General features: G+C 41.4%; 11 protein-coding genes and 7 tRNA genes. 9 read left to right on the top strand and 9 right to left on the bottom strand.

What is annotated here, in order from left to right; all coding sequences use genetic code 11:
• Window positions 1–124: 124 nt before the first annotated feature.
• The 5 genes from C9I86_RS19355 to C9I86_RS19335 form a co-directional block, all read right to left on the bottom strand.
• Window positions 125–201, bottom strand: a tRNA-Pro gene (locus C9I86_RS19355).
• 52 nt (window positions 202–253) lie between these two features.
• Window positions 254–329, bottom strand: a tRNA-His gene (locus tag C9I86_RS19350).
• Between the two features lie 9 nt (window positions 330–338).
• A tRNA-Pro gene (locus C9I86_RS19345) sits at window positions 339–415 on the bottom strand.
• 161 nt (window positions 416–576) lie between these two features.
• Window positions 577–652 (bottom strand) — tRNA-His (locus C9I86_RS19340).
• Window positions 653–688: 36 nt separating this feature from the next.
• Window positions 689–765 (bottom strand) — tRNA-Arg (locus C9I86_RS19335).
• A 270-nt stretch (window positions 766–1,035) separates the two neighbouring features.
• On the opposite strand from C9I86_RS19335, the gene C9I86_RS19330 reads away from it, so the two are divergent.
• Window positions 1,036–1,446, top strand: a complete 411-nt coding sequence (locus C9I86_RS19330; protein ID WP_107277227.1) for a cytochrome c5 family protein — start codon at window positions 1,036–1,038, stop codon at window positions 1,444–1,446.
• 124 nt (window positions 1,447–1,570) lie between these two features.
• Here the strand turns inward: C9I86_RS19330 and rep are convergent, their stop codons facing one another.
• Window positions 1,571–3,586, bottom strand: coding sequence for a DNA helicase Rep (gene rep / locus C9I86_RS19325; protein ID WP_107277226.1), 2,016 nt, complete (start codon window positions 3,584–3,586; stop codon window positions 1,571–1,573).
• 309 nt (window positions 3,587–3,895) lie between these two features.
• Here rep and C9I86_RS19320 point away from each other — a divergent pair, with 309 nt between their 5' ends.
• The 6 genes from C9I86_RS19320 to C9I86_RS19295 all read left to right on the top strand — a co-directional run bounded on the left by C9I86_RS19320 (window position 3,896) and on the right by C9I86_RS19295 (window position 13,596).
• Window positions 3,896–5,041 carry an efflux RND transporter periplasmic adaptor subunit gene (locus tag C9I86_RS19320; protein WP_080159289.1) on the top strand — a complete coding sequence of 382 codons (1,146 nt, stop codon included), beginning with the start codon at window positions 3,896–3,898 and terminating at the stop codon, window positions 5,039–5,041.
• 14 nt (window positions 5,042–5,055) lie between these two features.
• Window positions 5,056–8,196, top strand: coding sequence for an efflux RND transporter permease subunit (locus tag C9I86_RS19315; RefSeq protein WP_080159290.1), 3,141 nt, complete (start codon window positions 5,056–5,058; stop codon window positions 8,194–8,196).
• Between the two features lie 232 nt (window positions 8,197–8,428).
• Window positions 8,429–8,995, top strand: coding sequence for a TetR/AcrR family transcriptional regulator (locus tag C9I86_RS19310; RefSeq protein ID WP_107277225.1), 567 nt, complete (start codon window positions 8,429–8,431; stop codon window positions 8,993–8,995).
• Between the two features lie 28 nt (window positions 8,996–9,023).
• Window positions 9,024–10,127: an efflux RND transporter periplasmic adaptor subunit gene (locus C9I86_RS19305; protein WP_107277224.1), complete on the top strand. Its 1,104-nt coding sequence runs from the start codon at window positions 9,024–9,026 to the stop codon at window positions 10,125–10,127.
• A gap of 16 nt (window positions 10,128–10,143) precedes the next feature.
• Window positions 10,144–13,221 carry a multidrug efflux RND transporter permease subunit gene (locus C9I86_RS19300; protein ID WP_107277223.1) on the top strand — a complete coding sequence of 1,026 codons (3,078 nt, stop codon included), beginning with the start codon at window positions 10,144–10,146 and terminating at the stop codon, window positions 13,219–13,221.
• Window positions 13,222–13,326: 105 nt separating this feature from the next.
• A complete protein-coding gene (locus C9I86_RS19295) occupies window positions 13,327–13,596 on the top strand; it encodes an accessory factor UbiK family protein (protein WP_080159293.1) in 270 nt (89 codons plus the stop codon).
• A 76-nt stretch (window positions 13,597–13,672) separates the two neighbouring features.
• Here C9I86_RS19295 and ilvC read toward each other — a convergent pair whose 3' ends face one another.
• Window positions 13,673–15,157: a ketol-acid reductoisomerase gene (gene ilvC, locus C9I86_RS19290; protein WP_107277222.1), complete on the bottom strand. Its 1,485-nt coding sequence runs from the start codon at window positions 15,155–15,157 to the stop codon at window positions 13,673–13,675.
• Window positions 15,158–15,293: 136 nt separating this feature from the next.
• On the opposite strand from ilvC, the gene ilvY reads away from it, so the two are divergent.
• Entirely contained in the window at window positions 15,294–16,163 is an 870-nt protein-coding gene (ilvY, locus tag C9I86_RS19285; protein WP_080159297.1) for an HTH-type transcriptional activator IlvY, read from the top strand.
• Window positions 16,164–16,219: 56 nt separating this feature from the next.
• Entirely contained in the window at window positions 16,220–17,425 is a 1,206-nt protein-coding gene (locus C9I86_RS19280) for an NAD(P)-binding domain-containing protein (RefSeq protein ID WP_107277221.1), read from the top strand.
• 533 nt (window positions 17,426–17,958) lie between these two features.
• On the opposite strand, the gene C9I86_RS19275 is transcribed toward C9I86_RS19280, so the two are convergent.
• Together C9I86_RS19275 and C9I86_RS19270 are read right to left on the bottom strand one after the other, a co-directional pair.
• A tRNA-Trp gene (locus tag C9I86_RS19275) sits at window positions 17,959–18,035 on the bottom strand.
• Between the two features lie 37 nt (window positions 18,036–18,072).
• Window positions 18,073–18,149, bottom strand: a tRNA-Asp gene (locus C9I86_RS19270).
• Window positions 18,150–18,197 lie beyond the last annotated feature (48 nt).

Raw genomic sequence — 18,197 nt, 5'->3', positions numbered from 1 at the left:
TCGGTGAAGAGCCAAGATTCTAATATCGGGAACCCCCGCCCCTCTAGCTTTAAACCAATGATACAGATTTACTTTTCTACAGATGAAAAAAAACCTGAATCTTTCGATTCAGGTTTCTTAATGGTGGTCGGTGAAGAGGGATTCGAACCCCCGACCCTCTGGTCCCAAACCAGATGCGCTACCAAACTGCGCTATTCACCGACAATGTTTAGGCTTACAAGGCCAAGGTCTCTAATAAAAGATAACCTAAAAATGGGGTGGCTAACGAGGCTTGAACTCGCGACAACCGGAATCACAATCCGGGACTCTACCAACTGAGCTATAGCCACCATTGTAAGTGGTCGGTGAAGAGGGATTCGAACCCCCGACCCTCTGGTCCCAAACCAGATGCGCTACCAAACTGCGCTATTCACCGACTAAATCGTTACTAAGAAAACAAACCCTCTGGTCCGCTAATCCTAGAAGCCTGAGATACGCTATAAAACTACGTTATCACTGACTAAATTCTGTGTGCTTGTAAAACAAGCGGGCTTTAAAAAGCCAACATGCTGACTGGGTGATCAACACATTATAATATGGGGTGGCTAACGAGGCTTGAACTCGCGACAACCGGAATCACAATCCGGGACTCTACCAACTGAGCTATAGCCACCAATGTTTTTTTACCATTGCCAATACGACCGGATGATGGTGCGCCCGAAAGGATTCGAACCTTCGGCCTTTGGCTCCGGAGGCCAACGCTCTATCCAGCTGAGCTACGGGCGCCTTGCCCTATCGACGGAGGTGAATATTACGGATCAGAACGCAACTCGGCAAGTGTTTTTTTTTATTTTTCTTCCGCTCGCTGATTTTATCAGCAAATCGATGCTGATTCGTATCATGGTTAGCGCTAGATTAGACTTTATTACTGCTTATAGTTGCTATACTTACAAATGAGTAACATCTATATGTATCCACAATTGCACATAAAAAATAACACATCGTCATCATGAATGACCTTTCCTTAAATAACAGGACGTAGCAAAAGGTGAAAAAATGGATTTATCGTTACGACTATGGTTAATCGCTCTTTGTACTCTGCTCTTTTTCTCAACCACCACCATTGCTGCTGACATGTCAGTTTCAGCAATCAATGGTCGAACCAAGCCTGTTGGCAATGTACACCTAGAAGGAACGGCTCCCGCAGTCGTTGTAACGACAACCCCCGCACGAACAAGCCAAGCAGTTTACGACCAATACTGTGCTTCTTGTCATAATTCAGGGTTGATGGGCGCACCGAAAAAAGGCAATGCTGATGATTGGGCGGCTCGTGTAAGCCAAGGTGATGCCGTACTCGCTAAGCATGCTATTGAAGGTTTCAATGCCATGCCAGCAAAAGGTACCTGTATGGATTGTAGTGATGATGAAATTATTGCAGCCATCAACTATATGATTAAACCTAACTAAAACGACATCGCCTTATTCGGTTTTATCTAATCAATGTATTAGAAAATAAAAGAGAAGGGAATCGCTCCCTCTCTCTTTTATATAAACAACCGGTATCCGGTATAAAGTAAGCCTGTATTAGAGGTTATTTCTTAAATAGATTTCGAATATTCGCAATGTGGGCTTGGCCTTTTTGCATGCGTTCTTCTGCCGTAACGGGTTTACGTTCACTTTCCCACTCTAAGTCATCTTGGGGTAACTCGTATAAGAAACGACTTGGCTCTGGTTTGATTAGTTCACCATACTGACGACGTTCTTTACATAACGTGAAAGTAAGTTCCCGCTGCGCACGCGTGATCCCAACATATGCCAATCGACGTTCTTCATCAACGTTGTCTTCATCAATACTGGTTTGATGTGGCAAAATACCTTCTTCAGTACCTATTAAGAACACATACGGAAATTCTAATCCTTTTGAAGCATGTAGCGTCATTAATTGCACTTGATCTGCGTCGTCATTATCTTCACCGCGCTCCATCATGTCGCGCAAAGTTAATCGTTGCACCACCTCTTTAAGGGTTTTGATCTCTTTATCATAGTTATCACCTTCTAAATCAGCGGTGATCCAACTGTATAAATCAGAGACGTTTTTCATGCGCATTTCAGCAGCTTTAGGACTGGCTGATGTTTCGTATAACCAATCTTCATAATGAATATCACGCACTAATTGACGTACAGCAGCAACGGTATCGCCACGTTCTGCATTATCGGCTAACTGATTAACCCAATGCGTAAAACGTTGCAAAGCTTCTAAACCTCGTCCTGATAAATGTTGTTCTAATCCCATTTCAAAACTGGCTTCAAATAAACTTTTACCACGCATATTGGCGTATGTTCCCAGCTTCTCAAGCGTAACCGGACCAATTTCACGGCGAGGTGTATTCACTATTCGTAGAAAAGCATTATCGTCATCGGGGTTAGTTAGTACTCGCAAATATGCCATCATATCTTTAATTTCAACCCGCGAGAAAAACGATGTTCCACCAGAAATTTTATATGGTATACGGTTTTGCATCAGTGCTTTTTCAAATAACCGTGACTGATGATTACCGCGATATAAAATCGCATAATCTTTATAAGCGGTGTTATTCATAAATCGATGTGCGATCAATTCACCAACGACTTTTTCAGCTTCATGCTCTTCATTTTTAGCCGTGAGCACTTTCAGCATTGCCCCATCCGGGATCGCAGAAAAAAGTGCTTTTTCAAATAAGTGCGGATTATTTGCAATAAGAATATTGGCAGTTCGCAGAATACGACTGGTCGAACGGTAATTTTGCTCAAGCTTGACTACTTTCAGATTGGGAAAATCTTTATTAAGTAAGGCTAAATTTTCAGGCTGAGCGCCACGCCACGAATAGATAGACTGATCATCATCACCGACCACAGTAAATCGCGCTCGTTCGCCAACCAATAACTTCACAAATAGATATTGGCTGGTATTGGTATCTTGATACTCATCCACCAGCAAATAACGAATGCGATTTTGCCACCGCTGACGTACATCTTGATTATCCCGAAGCAACAACACTGGCATTAAAATAAGATCATCAAAATCAAGGGCGTTATAGGCTTTCATTTGACGTTGATACATTTCATAGCAATGGGCAAACAATTGATCACATTCAGATTGTGCGCGGCCAGCGGCATCAACTGGCGATAACATGTCATTTTTCCAATTAGAAATCGTTGACTGCAGTTGCTTCAATAAATCTTTATCGCCATCGAGCTCTTCTTCGGTCAATTCTTTCAATAATGCCATCTGATCCTGATCGTCAAACAATGAAAAATTGGCCTTTAAACCCAAATATTTACACTCACGACGCACAATATTAAGTCCCAAGGTATGGAAAGTTGACACCATCAACCCTTTGGACTCTTGACGACCTAATGTTTGACCAACACGTTCTTTCATTTCACGGGCGGCTTTATTGGTAAACGTTAACGCAGCGATATTCCGTGCTTTATAGTCACACTTCTGAACTAAGTAAGCGATTTTATTGGTAATAACACGTGTTTTGCCAGAGCCGGCACCAGCCAAGACTAAGCACGGCCCGGAAACGTATTTTACTGCTTCTGTTTGCCTTGGGTTCAGTTTCATTCGTTATCCTGACGTCATTAAAAATTGGGCGCATGTTGACGCGCTTTAATTACAAATCTATTCACTTTACATGGAATAGTGCTTTCACCATTCATCAACATTTGTTGCAATTTCATTATTTAAAACAACTTAAATAGTAGATTTAGAATAAATTTATTAAATAAGGTCTAAAATAAATCAGAGCAAATAGAACTCAATTCTAAATCAGATTAAATGTTGATTACAAAACAGCAAATAACCGTTACATTACTGTTAAATAATTAAATATATATTTAACAGTACTTATATTGCTTAAATTTAGGAGATTTCATGCGAAAAATCGCAGCTATTGCTACTATTATCAGCTTAACGCTAGGGATATCAGCTTGTGACCAAAACACATCCAAAGACCAACAGCAACAAGCTGCAAAAAGTGTACCTGTAGATACAATTATTGTCAGTTCTCATCCACAAGCTATCCATATCGAACTCCCTGGTCGTAGTAAAGCTTATCTTGAAGCAGAGGTTCGTCCGCAAGTATCAGGTATTATTACTGAGCGTAGCTTTACCGAAGGCGGCGATGTACGTAAAGGAGAATCATTGTATAGCATTGACTCTGCCCCTTATAACGCCGCTTACCTCAGCGCTAAAGCAAGTTTAGCTCAGGCACAAGCAAACCTAGATTCAGCTCAAGCACTTGCTAAACGTAGCCAAACATTGGTTAACCGTGGCGCGATCAGTAAACAAACCTATGATGATAATAAAGCAAAATACAAAGTCGCTCTTGCTGGCATTGAAGTTGCGAAAGCCAGTGTTAACAAAGCGAAGATAGATCTTAATTATACCAAAGTTAGAGCACCAATTGCGGGTCGTATTGGTCAATCATCAGTAACACCAGGTGCATTAGTCAGTGCTGGCCAAGCGCAAGTATTAGCCACTATTCAACAACTCGATCCCATCAATGTTGATATCGCGCAATCAAGTACTCAGCTATTACGCTTGAAGTCTGCGTTAAAGCAAGGCGAACTAAAAGCCAGTGATAATGCTGACGTCGAGTTAATCCTTGAAGATGGTACCGTTTACTCTCATCACGGCAAGCTACAGTTTGCTGAAGTGAATGTCGACCCTAACACAGGCTCAGTTACGCTACGTGCTGAATTCCCCAATCCAGATGGCGTGTTATTGCCAGGAATGTATGTTCGTGCAGTCCTAAACACAGGAACCGACCCTAAAGCAATTTTGGTCCCACAAAAAGCCATTACACGTAACAGTAAAGGCCAAGCCACTACTATGGTTGTTGGTGCAGAAAATAAAGTTGAATCACGCATGGTGACCACAGCAGAAGCAATTGATCATCAATGGCGTATTACTAGCGGGCTTAAAGATGGCGACCAAGTTATTGTGGATGGCTTACAGAAAATCCGCCCGGGGGCTGTAGTTGAACCAACACCAATAACAGTCAATCAGTCACAATAAATAGGGAATAAACTATGGCTCGTTTCTTTATCGATCGCCCTATTTTTGCATGGGTGATCGCTATAATTGTAATGCTAGCTGGTGTGTTATCCATTTTAAAACTGCCAGTATCTCAATATCCTAGCATTGCGCCACCAACGGTTGTAATCAGTGCAAACTACCCAGGTGCTAACGCCAAAACCATGGAAGATACGGTAACGCAGGTTATCGAACAACGTATGACAGGTATCGATCACCTGCGCTACTTGTCATCAACCAGTGACAGTTTTGGTAACACTCAGATAACCCTAACCTTTAATGCTGAAGCTGACCCTGATATCGCTCAGGTACAAGTGCAAAATAAATTGCAATCAGCGTTGCCACTACTACCGATGGAAGTACAGCAACAAGGTGTTAAGGTTAACAAATCAAGCTCAAGCTTTCTGATGGTGGTCGGATTCTATTCAGAAGATGGTTCAATGGATAAAAATGACATTTCGGACTACATCAGTTCCAATGTGTCAGATCCAATGAGTCGTGTTGCCGGTGTAGGTGAAATCCAAGCTTTTGGTGCGCAATATGCAATGCGTATTTGGCTCGATCCGCTTAAACTAACAAAATACAACCTCACAAGTATTGATGTCATTGCGGCAATCAAAGAGCAAAATGCGCAGATCTCTGCTGGTCAACTTGGTGCATCGCCATCACTACCAGGTCAAGAGCTTAACGCAACCGTATCTGCACAAAGTCGTTTAAAAACCCCTGAACAGTTTAAGAACATTATTGTTAAATCGGATTCTTCCGGTGCAAAAGTACATTTAAGTGATGTTGCACGGGTTGAGCTTGGCGCTGAAGATTATTCAGTACAGGTATTTTATAACGGCAAACAAGCCAGTGGTCTAGGTATTAAACTAGCTACAGGCGCAAACGCACTTGCAACAGCTGAAGCCGTAAAAGCCAAAGTTGAAGAATTAAAACCTTTCTTCCCTGAAGGGTTAACTGCCGTTTACCCTTACGACACCACACCATTTGTTGAGAAATCAATTGAAGGTGTAGTACATACGTTATTTGAAGCAGTAGCATTGGTGTTTATCATCATGTACCTCTTCTTACAGAACTTCAGAGCAACCTTGATTCCAACCATCGCCGTACCAGTAGTATTACTTGGTACTTTTGCGGTGCTGTCATTGGCAGGCTTTTCCATCAACACCCTCACCATGTTTGCTATGGTACTGGCCATTGGCTTGCTGGTTGATGATGCGATAGTGGTGGTGGAAAACGTCGAACGTGTTATGCATGAAGAAGGCTTAAATGCCGTTGAAGCTACACGAAAATCGATGGATCAAATTACTGGCGCTTTGGTTGGTATTGCATTAACCCTTTCAGCAGTATTTGTACCAATGGCATTTATGTCTGGTTCTACGGGTGTTATTTATCGTCAATTCTCGATAACCATTGTAACGGCAATGGCACTATCAGTATTGGTGGCAATGATCCTTACCCCTGCACTATGTGCCACTATGCTTAAACCTGTTGAGCATGGCAGTAATGAAAAAGGCTTCTTTGGTTGGTTCAACCGCACTTTTGATAAGTTAACTAGCCGCTATGAATCTAGCGTTGCAGCAATGATCAAGCGCTCAATTCGTGTGATGCTGATTTTCCTTGGCCTAACCGTTGCGGTTGGCTGGATGTTCACCCGTATGCCAACATCATTCTTACCTGATGAAGATCAGGGTATTTTGTTCAGTCAGGCAATATTGCCCGTTAACTCAACTCAAGAACAAACCCAAGAAGTGATGGATAAAGTTTCTGACTTCTACCTAAATCAAGAAAAAGACGCCGTAGCCAGTGTGTTTAGTGTCTCTGGATTTAGTTTTGCGGGTAGTGGCCAAAACATGGGTATGGCATTTATCAGTCTCAAAGATTGGTCAGATCGTCAACTACCCGGCATGGATGTAAAGTCGATAGCAAATCGCTCAATGGCCTACTTCCAACATATCAAAAATGCAATGGTATTCTCATTCGCGCCACCAGCAGTAGTTGAATTAGGTACTGCCAGCGGCTTTGATTTTTATCTTCAAGATCGTAGTGGTCAAGGGCATGACAAACTGATTGCAGCCCGTAACCAATTACTTAAATTAGCGTCTGAAAACCCGAATTTAGTCGGGGTTCGTCCTAATGGTCAAGAAGATGCACCGATGTACCAAATCTCTATCGACCAAGCTAAGATCCGTGCTTTGGGTATTGATATTCAATCAGTAAACCAAGTACTGAGTACCGCATGGGGTAGTTCATACGTTAACGACTTCATCGACCGCGGACGAGTGAAAAAAGTCTTCGTTCAAGGTGATGCAGACTTCCGTATGAAGCCTGGTGATCTTGATACTTGGTATGTCCGAAATAACCAAGGTGAAATGGTACCATTCTCAGCCTTTGCAACAGGTGACTGGCAATATGCTTCACCACGTTTAGAGCGTTTTAATGCCACTCCTGCAGTTAACATTCAAGGTGGTGTTGTTAAGGGCTACAGTACTGGTCAAGCAATGCTCGACATTGAAGCGATGGTGAAGAAATTACCACCAGGCTTTGGTGTTGAGTGGAATGGCTTGTCCTATGAAGAACGCCTATCGGGTAACCAAGCACCAATGCTATATACGTTATCTATCTTGGTGGTGTTCTTAGTTCTGGCAGCGCTTTATGAAAGTTGGTCAGTACCTTTTGCGGTGGTATTAGTCGTGCCGCTCGGCATTATCGGTGCACTATTAGCGATGAATGGTCGTGGTATGCCGAACGATGTTTTCTTCCAAGTGGGACTCTTAACAACGGTAGGTCTGGCGACTAAAAACGCCATCCTGATCGTAGAATTTGCCAAAGAATACTACGAAAAAGGGGCTGGATTGGTGGAGGCAACATTGCACGCCGTACGTGTTCGTCTGCGTCCAATTATTATGACATCACTGGCCTTTGGTCTTGGTGTTGTACCTCTAGCAATCAGTACTGGTGTAGGTTCAGGTGGTAAGAATGCCATTGGTACCGCGGTACTTGGTGGTATGTTAAGCTCGACATTCTTAGGTATTTTCTTTATTCCGATTTTCTTCGTGGTAGTAGAACGTATCTTTAGTCGTGGCAAAGACAAATCAACTACTGATGATACGCCACCGACAAAGCAGCACTAATAATCTAAGCAACAACTAACATTAAAGCCCATGTCTATTTTGATATGGGCTTTTTTTCGTTTTTTCATTGTTACTCTTCATCATACTCCACCAAATAAACCTCACCTCAAATACCTAGCCATTAAAATTAATAATATAAAACCGTAAATAAGGCTTGCGAATCAATAATCAAATTCTACAATAGCGCTGAATGAACATTCATTCATACTAACTGTATTGAATATAAACCACGATGACCGACAAAAAAGAGCGAATATTAGTCGCAACTGAAAAGCTATTAGCAACCCATGGTTTTCATGGACTATCCATGCAAATGGTTGCCAAAGAAGCCCAAGTTGCAACCGGCACTATTTATCGCTATTTCAATGATAAAAATGACTTACTGCATCAACTCCACGAGCATATTTTAGGTTATATCGCGAAAAGAATTAGCCGTAATATTAACGATAGCATGTCACTCAAACAGCGCTACCGTACGATGTGGCTAAACCTGTGGCATATGTCTGTTAATGGTGAGGCACCATTGATTAATCAAGGGCAATTTCAACACCTGCCTCGAGACAATTCTTACGAAAAAAAAGCGCTAAAAAAACAACTATTTAGCTGTGTCAATCAAATGTTTGATGAAGGTAAAGCCTGTTTGTTATTTAAACCGCTTAAGAATGAAATTTTAAGTACACTTAGCTTAGAAACGAGTTGTTATTTAGCTCGTCAAAAAATCAATGGTGGATTAGAGATCACCGATAGCGAGCTTAATGCTGCTATTGAGGCCTCTTGGGACGCCATTATTCAGCATTAATATTGTATATTCCGGAGCACTCCTTACAATGAAAAAATGGATCGTGATGTTACTTATTGCCCTTCTGTTATTTGGAAGCGTAATTGGTTTCAATCTTTTTAAAGAACACAAAATAGCTGAGTATATGGCAAATATGCCTGAAGCCAACTATCCGGTTACGGCTACCACAACCAAAGCTGAAGACTGGCACCCTTCACTGCAAGCCATTGGTTTTATTGAACCTATGCAAGGTGTTACTTTAACATCGGAAGCCGCGGGTGTGATCAGCAAGATTAATTTTGAATCAGGCCAAAAGGTAAAAGCGGGCCAACTACTGGTTTCAATTAATTCAAACGTTGAACAATCTAGCTTACAAAGTACAGAAGCAAAACTACCGGCGGTACAAGCATCGTACCAACGCTATAAAGATCTTTATCGTAAAGGCTCTGTATCAAAATCTAGCCTTGATGAAGCAAAAGCTAACTACCTTGCGTTAGTCGCTCAAATCAAATCATTACAAGAATCAATTCAACGTCGTAATATCAGCGCACCTTTTGCGGGTGAAATTGGTTTACGTAATGTGTACTTAGGCCAATACATTCAGCCCGGCACAAAAATCATTCGTTTAGAAGACACAACCACCATGCGTTTCCGCTTCACTGTGCCACAAACGGATATTTCTAAAATTAAAATCGGTCAAACTGTTGATATCAACATTGATGCTTACAAAAACACTGATTTTAAAGGCCAAATTACTGCGATTGAACCGGCTGTTAATGCTCAGACAGGCTTAATTCAGGTACAAGCTGATATTCCTAACAGCGGCGGCATGTTACGTAGTGGTATGTTTGCACGTGCACGTGTGATCCAACCTATCATTGCCGATCAAATTGTTGTGCCTCAAACAGCAATAACTTACACCCTTTACGGCGACACCGTGTATGTACTACGTACCGTTGATGGCAAATTACGCGCCATGCAAACTGTTGTAACAACAGGTTTAAACAAAGGTAACCAAGTACGAATTCTTTCAGGCTTAAAAGCTGGAGAGCAGATCGTTACTAGCGGTCAAATTCGTCTTAGCAACAAGTCATTAGTGCATATCGTTGAAAATGACGCACTGAAGGCTCCTGCTGAAATCCCATTGCTGTAACTGGAGAACACTCAGGATGCGCTTTACTGATATATTCATCAGACGCCCGGTACTAGCAATTTCGATCAGTTTAATGATCGCATTGCTAGGCCTACAGGCGATTTTCAAAATGCAGGTTCGGCAGTATCCGGACATGACGAATACTGTAGTAACCATTAGTACGGCTTATTACGGTGCCAGTGCTGACCTTATTCAAGGTTTTATCACCCAGCCTCTGGAACAAGCAATTGCTCAAGCGGATAACATCGACTACATCACTGCTCAAAGTATTATGGGTATGTCGACGATCACCGTACAGATGAAATTGAACACCAATCCGAACGCAGCCTTGGCGGATATTCTCGCCAAAGTAAACTCGGTGCGAGCTCAATTACCACAAGATACACAAGATCCAACCATTTCACTCTCTACGGGTGGTGGTACCGGGGTACTTTATCTTGGCTTTACCAGTAAAACATTAAGCTCAAGCCAAATCACCGACTACATTGAACGTGTAGTAAAACCGCAATTATTTACGGTAGGTGGTGTGGCAAAAGTAGATATGTACGGCGGTGTACCGTTTGCATTACGTGTATGGCTTGATCCACAAAAAATGGCAGCGTTTAACTTATCTGCTAGCGATGTGACTCATGTATTACAAGCAAACAACTACCAATCTGCAGTTGGTCAAGCCAACAATGATTTCGTGTTGTATAACGGCAGTGCTAACACACAATCAAATAGCCCTGAAACATTAGAAAAACTTGTTGTTTCAAGTAATAACGGTCAAGTGATTCGTTTAGGGGATATTGCAAAAGTAACATTATCACGCAGCAGTGATAGCTACCGTGCAACCGCAAATGGTCAAGAAGCCGTTGTAGGTGCGATTGAAGCGGCACCAAGTGCTAACCCAATCAATATCGCTAAAGACGTGCGTGAGCTGTTACCAACGATTGAACGTAACATGCCAAGTACCATCAAAATGACGGTAATGTATGACTCAACGATTGCGATTAATGACTCGATTCATGAAGTTATTAAAACCATTCTTGAAGCAGCATTAATTGTATTAGTGGTTATTGCCCTGTTTATCGGTTCTCTACGCTCAGTAATTATTCCGATCATCACCATTCCACTATCACTGATTGGTGTTGCACTAGTCATGCAATTATTTGGTTTCTCATGGAACCTAATGACACTGCTGGCTCTGGTACTGGCAATCGGCTTGGTGGTCGATGATGCTATCGTGGTCTTGGAAAACGTTGAACGCCATATCAAACTGGGCCAAACGCCATTTAGAGCCGCCATTATTGGTACTCGTGAAATCGCAATTCCCGTAATTTCAATGACCATTGCTTTAGGTGCGGTATACGCGCCAATAGCATTAATGGGTGGCCTTACAGGTTCATTATTTAAAGAGTTTGCATTAACGCTGGCGGGTGCGGTATTTATATCAGGTATTATTGCCTTAACATTATCACCAGTAATGTGTGCAACCTTCCTTAAAGAAAATGAAGCGCCAAATAAATTTGAGTTAATGGTACATGGCTTTCTTGACCGACTAACATTACGTTATGAGAAAATGCTAAGTGGCATCATGCACATGCGTTCAGTTGTGATCGTATTTGCTCTATGTGCTTGTGCCAGTTTGCCGTTCTTATTTAAATTTATTCCAAGTGAATTAGCACCTGCTGAAGATAATGGTGTAGTGGTATTTATGGGTACAGCACCTGCAAACGCCAACCTTGATTTCATTCAAGACACTATGGATCAAGTTAATAAAGTATTAACAGCAGAAAAAAGTGTTGAGTATGCACAGATCTTCTCAGGTATTCCATCAGCTAACCAAGCGTTTGGTCTGGCAACATTAAAACCATGGAGTCAACGCGATCAAAGCCAAACAGAAGTGGCAAATGACGTAACTGAAAAGATCAAAAATATTCCCCAAATGGCAATTACTGCTTTCCAAATGCCAAGCCTTCCAGGTGCAGGTTCTGGTTTGCCAGTACAATTTGTAATTACCACACCGAACAACTTTAAGAGCCTCTACCAAGTGGCTGCAGAAATGTTGACTAAGGTGAAAAATAACCCAATGTTCGTTTACTCAGATTTAGACTTAAAGTATGACTCTGCAACGATGAACATTAATATCGACAAAGATAAAGCCGGTGCTTATGGCGTTACCATGCAAGCCATCGGTAATACATTAAGCACAATGTTAGCCGGCGGTGATATTAACCGTGTTGATATTCTGGGTCGTTCTTATAAGGTTATTCCACAAGTTGAGCGTAAAAATCGTTTCAATCCGAAAGATTTAAATAATTATTACGTTAAGACCAGTAGTGGTGATTTGATTCCATTAGGTAGCTTAGTCACCATTACAGTGACACCAGCGCCACCAACCTTACCAAGCTTTAACCAACAAAATGCGGCAACCATTGGTGCGGTATTAGCCCCTGGTACCTCAATTGGTGAAGCGGTAAACTGGTTAAATACTGAGTCAGCTAAAGTATTACCAAAAGGCTATGGCCATGACTACTTAGGCGAAAGCCGTCAGTATGTTACTGAAGGTAATGCACTATATGCGACCTTTGGTCTAGCACTAGCGATTATTTTCTTGGTTCTTGCGATTCAATTTGAATCACTACGCGATCCATTAGTTATCCTAGTTTCGGTGCCATTAGCAATTTGTGGTGCACTGATTGCCCTCGCGTGGGGTGCGACAACATTGAATATTTACTCGCAAATAGGTTTGATAACCCTCATAGGCTTGATAACCAAACACGGTATATTAATTTGTGAAGTCGCCAAAGAAGAACAACTCTACCACGGTAAAAACCGCATGGATGCTGTTATGGAAGCCGCAAAGATCCGTCTTCGCCCTATCCTAATGACAACATGTGCAATGATTGCAGGTTTAGTACCACTACTATATGCATCGGGTGCTGGTGCAGCATCACGTTTCAGTATTGGTATTGTTATCGTTGCTGGTTTATCTATCGGTACCTTATTTACCTTGTTCGTATTACCCGTTATTTATACGTTCTTGGCAAGTGAGCATAAACCGTTACCGGTGTTTGTTGAAGAAGACGATGGTTTAGACAACCACTTCTAATTCACCGAAATAAAAAAGGGCGCTGAATCATCAGCGCCCTTTTCTTTTCACCGCAACCGCAATTACAATAGTTAATAACGATTTTCGCAACGGAGTAAGCGGATCATGTTCGATTCAAAGAAACTTGAGCAAGTAGCTAAACAAATTCAAGACGCAATGCCTAAACCAGTTAAAGATCTAGGCAACGACGTTGAACAAAAAGTACGTCAGGTAATCCAATCACAATTAGGAAAGCTTGATGTTGTCACTCGTGAAGAATTTGATGTGCAAACACAAGTGCTATTACGCACTCGCCAAAAATTGACAGAGCTTGAGCAAAAGATGGCAACATTTGAAGCAAAGCTTAATGCCGAAAATAGCAGTACTGACGCTTAATTCGCGCTGACCCCAATAAAAAAGCCCAGTTCTTATCAAACTGGGCTTTTTTTTTAATTACTATGCTAAATGAAGATTAACCACCAACAGCAATATGCTTCATATCTTTCATGTAACCTCGTAGCTGTTTACCAATCACTTCAACAGGGTGATTACGTAATGCTTCATTTACTTCAATTAGCTTTTGATTATCAACAAAATTTGTTGTTGTCGCCAAACCTTTACCAATAACATCCGTGGTTACTGTTGCCATAAAATGATCACGTAATAACGGTGTCGCAACATTAGCAAACAAATAGTTACCATATTCAGCAGTATCAGAGATCACTACATTCATCTCATACAAACGCTTACGTGCAACCGTATTGGCAATCAGTGGTAACTCATGCAATGATTCATAATAGGCCGACTCATCAATAATACCTGAGGCTGTCATCGCCTCAAAAGCAAGCTCAACCCCTGCACGCACCATTGCAACCATCAAAATACCGTTATCAAAGTATTCTTGCTCTGAAATATGAAGGTTTGACACTGGGTAGTTTTCAAATTGTGTTTCAGCGGTCTCGCCACGCCAACCTAATAGCTCTGCGTCATCGTTAGCCCAGTCAGCCATCATCGTATTAGAGAAGTGACCTGAGATAATATCATCCATATGTTTGTTATATAGCGGACGCATCAATTCTTTTAATTGCTCTGATAGATCAAAAGCTTTTACTTTTGCTGGATTTGAAAGGCGATCCATCATATGTGTCACACCACCAAACTTCAGTGCTTCAGTGATCGTTTCCCAACCAAATTGCAGCAACTTACCGGCATAATCAGGTGCAATACCATCAGCCAGCATTTTCTCATAACACACAATCGAGCCCGCTTGTAGCATGCCACAAAGAATAGTTTGTTCACCCATCAAATCTGATTTCACTTCAGCAACAAATGATGATTCCAGTACTCCAGCACGATGCCCTCCCGTTGCAGCAGCCCATGCTTTAGCAATTTCAAGACCATCCGCTTGGGGATCATTTTCAGGATGCACAGCAATTAACGTTGGTACACCAAAGCCACGCTTATATTCTTCACGCACTTCCGTGCCTGGACATTTAGGTGCAACCATAACAACCGTTAAGTCTTTACGAATTTGCATCCCTTCTTCAACGATATTAAAACCATGCGAATACCCCAATGCTGCACCATGCTTCATTAATGGCATCACTGTTTCAACAACGTTTGTGTGTTGCTTATCCGGTGTTAGATTAACGACTAAATCGGCCTCTGGAATCAGTTGCTCATAACTTCCTACTTCAAAACCATTATCACGCGCATTTTTAAATGATGGACGTTGCTCATCAATCGCAACTTGGCGTAAAGCGTAAGCCACATTCAACCCAGAATCTCGCATGTTAAGACCTTGGTTTAAACCTTGCGCACCACATCCGACAATAACCACCTTTTTACCTTTAAGGTAATCAGCTTCAGTAGCAAATTCTGCACGATCCATAAAACGACAACGACCCAGTTGATCTAACTGCTGGCGCAAATTTAAGGTATTGAAATAATTAGCCATAACAACAAACTCCGTGAAATATATTTATCCCTAGTTCGATATTTATTTATCGAATAGATTGATAGTAGATCAGGAAAATTGTTGCGCAAAGTGATATATTCACAACAATCAATTGCAAATCATGCAACATAAGCCAATGAACATTAAAAACTTGCAACTTTTTCTTCACTTAAGTGATTCGCTGAGTTTTCATCAAACCGCGCAGGCGATGCACATTAGTCCCTCAGCCTTGAGCCGTGTCATTCAGCGCCTTGAACAAGAATTAGGGCAGAGTTTATTTTGTCGTGATAATCGTAGCGTTGAAATAACAATGGCAGGAAAAAAACTCATTCCTGTCGCCTCTGCTATTATTTCCAATTGGTTATCACTCAAAACAGAATTAAACAGTGATAGTTCATTACTACAAGGGAAGCTGAAAATATTTTGTTCCGTCACCGCAAGTTATAGCCACCTACCGTCAATATTGACCGCATTTCGCCAACGTTACCCACAAATAGAAATTCAATTATTAACAGGAGACTCAGCTCTTGCGATTGATAAAGTGCTTAACGATGAAGTTGATGTCGCTATTACCGCCAAACCAGAACAACTTTCAGCAAAATTAAGCTATATCGAATTAGATCATATTCCAATGTCAGTGATTTCACCCGCAATTCCCCCTCCTGCTATTCAACAACAACTCAATAACGGGCCTAATTGGCAAGCACTACCTTTTATTCTCGCAGAGTCGGGACCCGCAAGATCTCGCGCGAATACATGGTTTAAAGACAAGAAAATCACCCCTCCTATTTATGCTCAAATTTCTGGCCATGAAGCCATCGTTAGTATGGTTGCGTTAGGCTGTGGAATAGGTATCGCACCGGATGTCGTTATCAATAACAGCCCTATGAATGATAAAGTGCAGCGTTTTCCAGCAGAATTTATTGCACCATTAAGTTTAGGACTGTGCTGTAAACAATCACGCCATCAAGAAAACGTATTAAAAGCACTACTGCAATTATTTTAACATTATTATGTCTATGTCTTGCTTTCACTAATCAATTGCATTGAAAGGATATCCTTATGACTAACGCAATTTTAACGCATTCATATTGTTCTGATTTTTATGCTAAACGTGGTTATCAGTTTTTAAACAACGTTGCGCAAGATTCTGCCGTTCCATCGAACCTTGTTATATTTTCTGTCATGCATTGCTATGAAGGCTCTCTGCCGTACATTAATGTATTAGCACAATTAGCTCACCCTCTGGTTTTTATTCCCAAAAATGCAACCGCAGATGCCAATCCTGAGTTATTACAAACCATAAACCAAATCGCTAACTGTAAAGTGGTAAACCCACGTTATAATAAAGAATCGTTACGTGATCCGCTCTATTGTGAAACTCTCATTCGCCAATATATCACCCAAGATAGCCCTTTTTTAATACTTGATCACGGTGGCTACTTTGCCAATGCCAGTGAACATTTATGTCATGTCTTTCAACAACAATTAATAGGTATTACAGAGCTAACCGCAAATGGATTATATAAATATTGTAATAAAAATATAAAAAAACCATTAGTTACCGTTTCTCATTTAAGTATTAAAACCCCTGCAGATACGGAAGCCTCGGAATGTATCGTTCATTACTCAGATCAAATTTTACGTGAAGAATTTGGGCTTAAAATAAATAATGCCGGATTTTTAAGGATGGGGGTCATCGGGGCTGGTAATCTCGGTAGAGGAATAATAAAACATTTACAAAACAAAGATATTTCTAATATTCACGTCTTTGATCAAGATCCTCGCCGACTCACTCAATTTCCACGCGATGGCGTACAAGTTTGTACACTTAAACATCTAATACAACAATGTAATATGATCTTCTGTTGTACGGGAAATGGGGCATTAACGGCCGAAATATTTGATCATCTAACTCAACCAATTTTCATTACAACAGTAACATCCGCCGATGATGAGCTCAGACTTCCAGATCTCATTACTCAAGGAGTATTAACTCAAGTAAATAGCAATCAACTTGTAAAAGAATATCAAACTCGTCATGGCGTTAGTGTTTACCTGCTTGCTGGTGGTGAATCAGCTAATACTCCTTTCAAAACAGGGATGGGAGACCCAACACTGTATTTATTTGAGGCTGCACACATGTTGGCAGGATTACGGTTATTAAATCAGCCACAACTGTTTACAGATGGAATTCAAGCACTGCCAGATGATGATGAAAAAATGATCGCCCAACAATGGTTAACCCATTTCTATAATTACCAATAAGATAACAAACAACCCCCACTACCTCACACTACAGATTAGAACGTTTCATATAGTAAAGCTTAACGTACAAAGCCCCAATATTACTGTCGAGGCTCTCTTGAATATAACAGGAGTTACGAGGTTCAAACTCCCTACACGCGCTGATTTTCAATATGGTAAATCCGCAGTTCTGCCAATTAACGCTACAAGCGTAAATTACAGATAGCAAAAAGGCTCATATCTTTTGATATGAGCCTTTTTTAATATGATAGGGGTTACGAGATTCAAACACCTAACACGCGCTGATTTTCGGTATAGCGAACCCGTTACTCTACCAGTTAACACTGCACCCACTTGAGCTAATAATACAAACGTAAAAAAGCCCCGACATTACTGTCGAGGCTTTCTTGAAGATGGCAGGGATTACGAGGTTCAAACGCCCAACACGCGCTGATTTTCGGTATGGCGAATCCGCTGCTCTGCCAGTTGGAGCTACACCTAAATTATATTGACGTAAAAAAGCCCCGACATTGCTGTCGAGGCTTTCTTGAAGATGGCAGGGGTGGAGAGATTCGAACTCCCAACACGCGGATTTGGAATCCGCTGCTCTGCCAGTTGGAGCTACACCCCTGTAGTTATTTTAAAGACTTAACTGTGTCTTAAATAAATGGCGGAGTGGACGGGACTCGAACCCGCGACCCCCGGCGTGACAGGCCGGTATTCTAACCAACTGAACTACCACTCCGCAGTGTCTATTCAGCATAAATGCAACTTGTTGTCTCTACCTTTATAA

The organism is Photobacterium sp. NCIMB 13483, from assembly GCF_003025475.1.
GTDB lineage: Bacteria > Pseudomonadota > Gammaproteobacteria > Enterobacterales > Vibrionaceae > Photobacterium > Photobacterium piscicola.
This window is presented reverse-complemented; position numbering and strand designations above follow the sequence as displayed.

Bases quoted from the DNA above. Each gene is read 5' to 3' on its own strand.
- C9I86_RS19330 (WP_107277227.1), top strand. From the start codon at position 1,036: ATGGATTTATCGTTACGACTATGGTTAATCGCTCTTTGTACTCTGCTC.
- rep (WP_107277226.1), bottom strand. From the start codon at position 3,586: ATGAAACTGAACCCAAGGCAAACAGAAGCAGTAAAATACGTTTCCGGG.
- C9I86_RS19320 (WP_080159289.1), top strand. From the start codon at position 3,896: ATGCGAAAAATCGCAGCTATTGCTACTATTATCAGCTTAACGCTAGGG.
- C9I86_RS19315 (WP_080159290.1), top strand. From the start codon at position 5,056: ATGGCTCGTTTCTTTATCGATCGCCCTATTTTTGCATGGGTGATCGCT.
- C9I86_RS19310 (WP_107277225.1), top strand. From the start codon at position 8,429: ATGACCGACAAAAAAGAGCGAATATTAGTCGCAACTGAAAAGCTATTA.
- C9I86_RS19305 (WP_107277224.1), top strand. From the start codon at position 9,024: ATGAAAAAATGGATCGTGATGTTACTTATTGCCCTTCTGTTATTTGGA.
- C9I86_RS19300 (WP_107277223.1), top strand. From the start codon at position 10,144: ATGCGCTTTACTGATATATTCATCAGACGCCCGGTACTAGCAATTTCG.
- C9I86_RS19295 (WP_080159293.1), top strand. From the start codon at position 13,327: ATGTTCGATTCAAAGAAACTTGAGCAAGTAGCTAAACAAATTCAAGAC.
- ilvC (WP_107277222.1), bottom strand. From the start codon at position 15,157: ATGGCTAATTATTTCAATACCTTAAATTTGCGCCAGCAGTTAGATCAA.
- ilvY (WP_080159297.1), top strand. From the start codon at position 15,294: ATGAACATTAAAAACTTGCAACTTTTTCTTCACTTAAGTGATTCGCTG.
- C9I86_RS19280 (WP_107277221.1), top strand. From the start codon at position 16,220: ATGACTAACGCAATTTTAACGCATTCATATTGTTCTGATTTTTATGCT.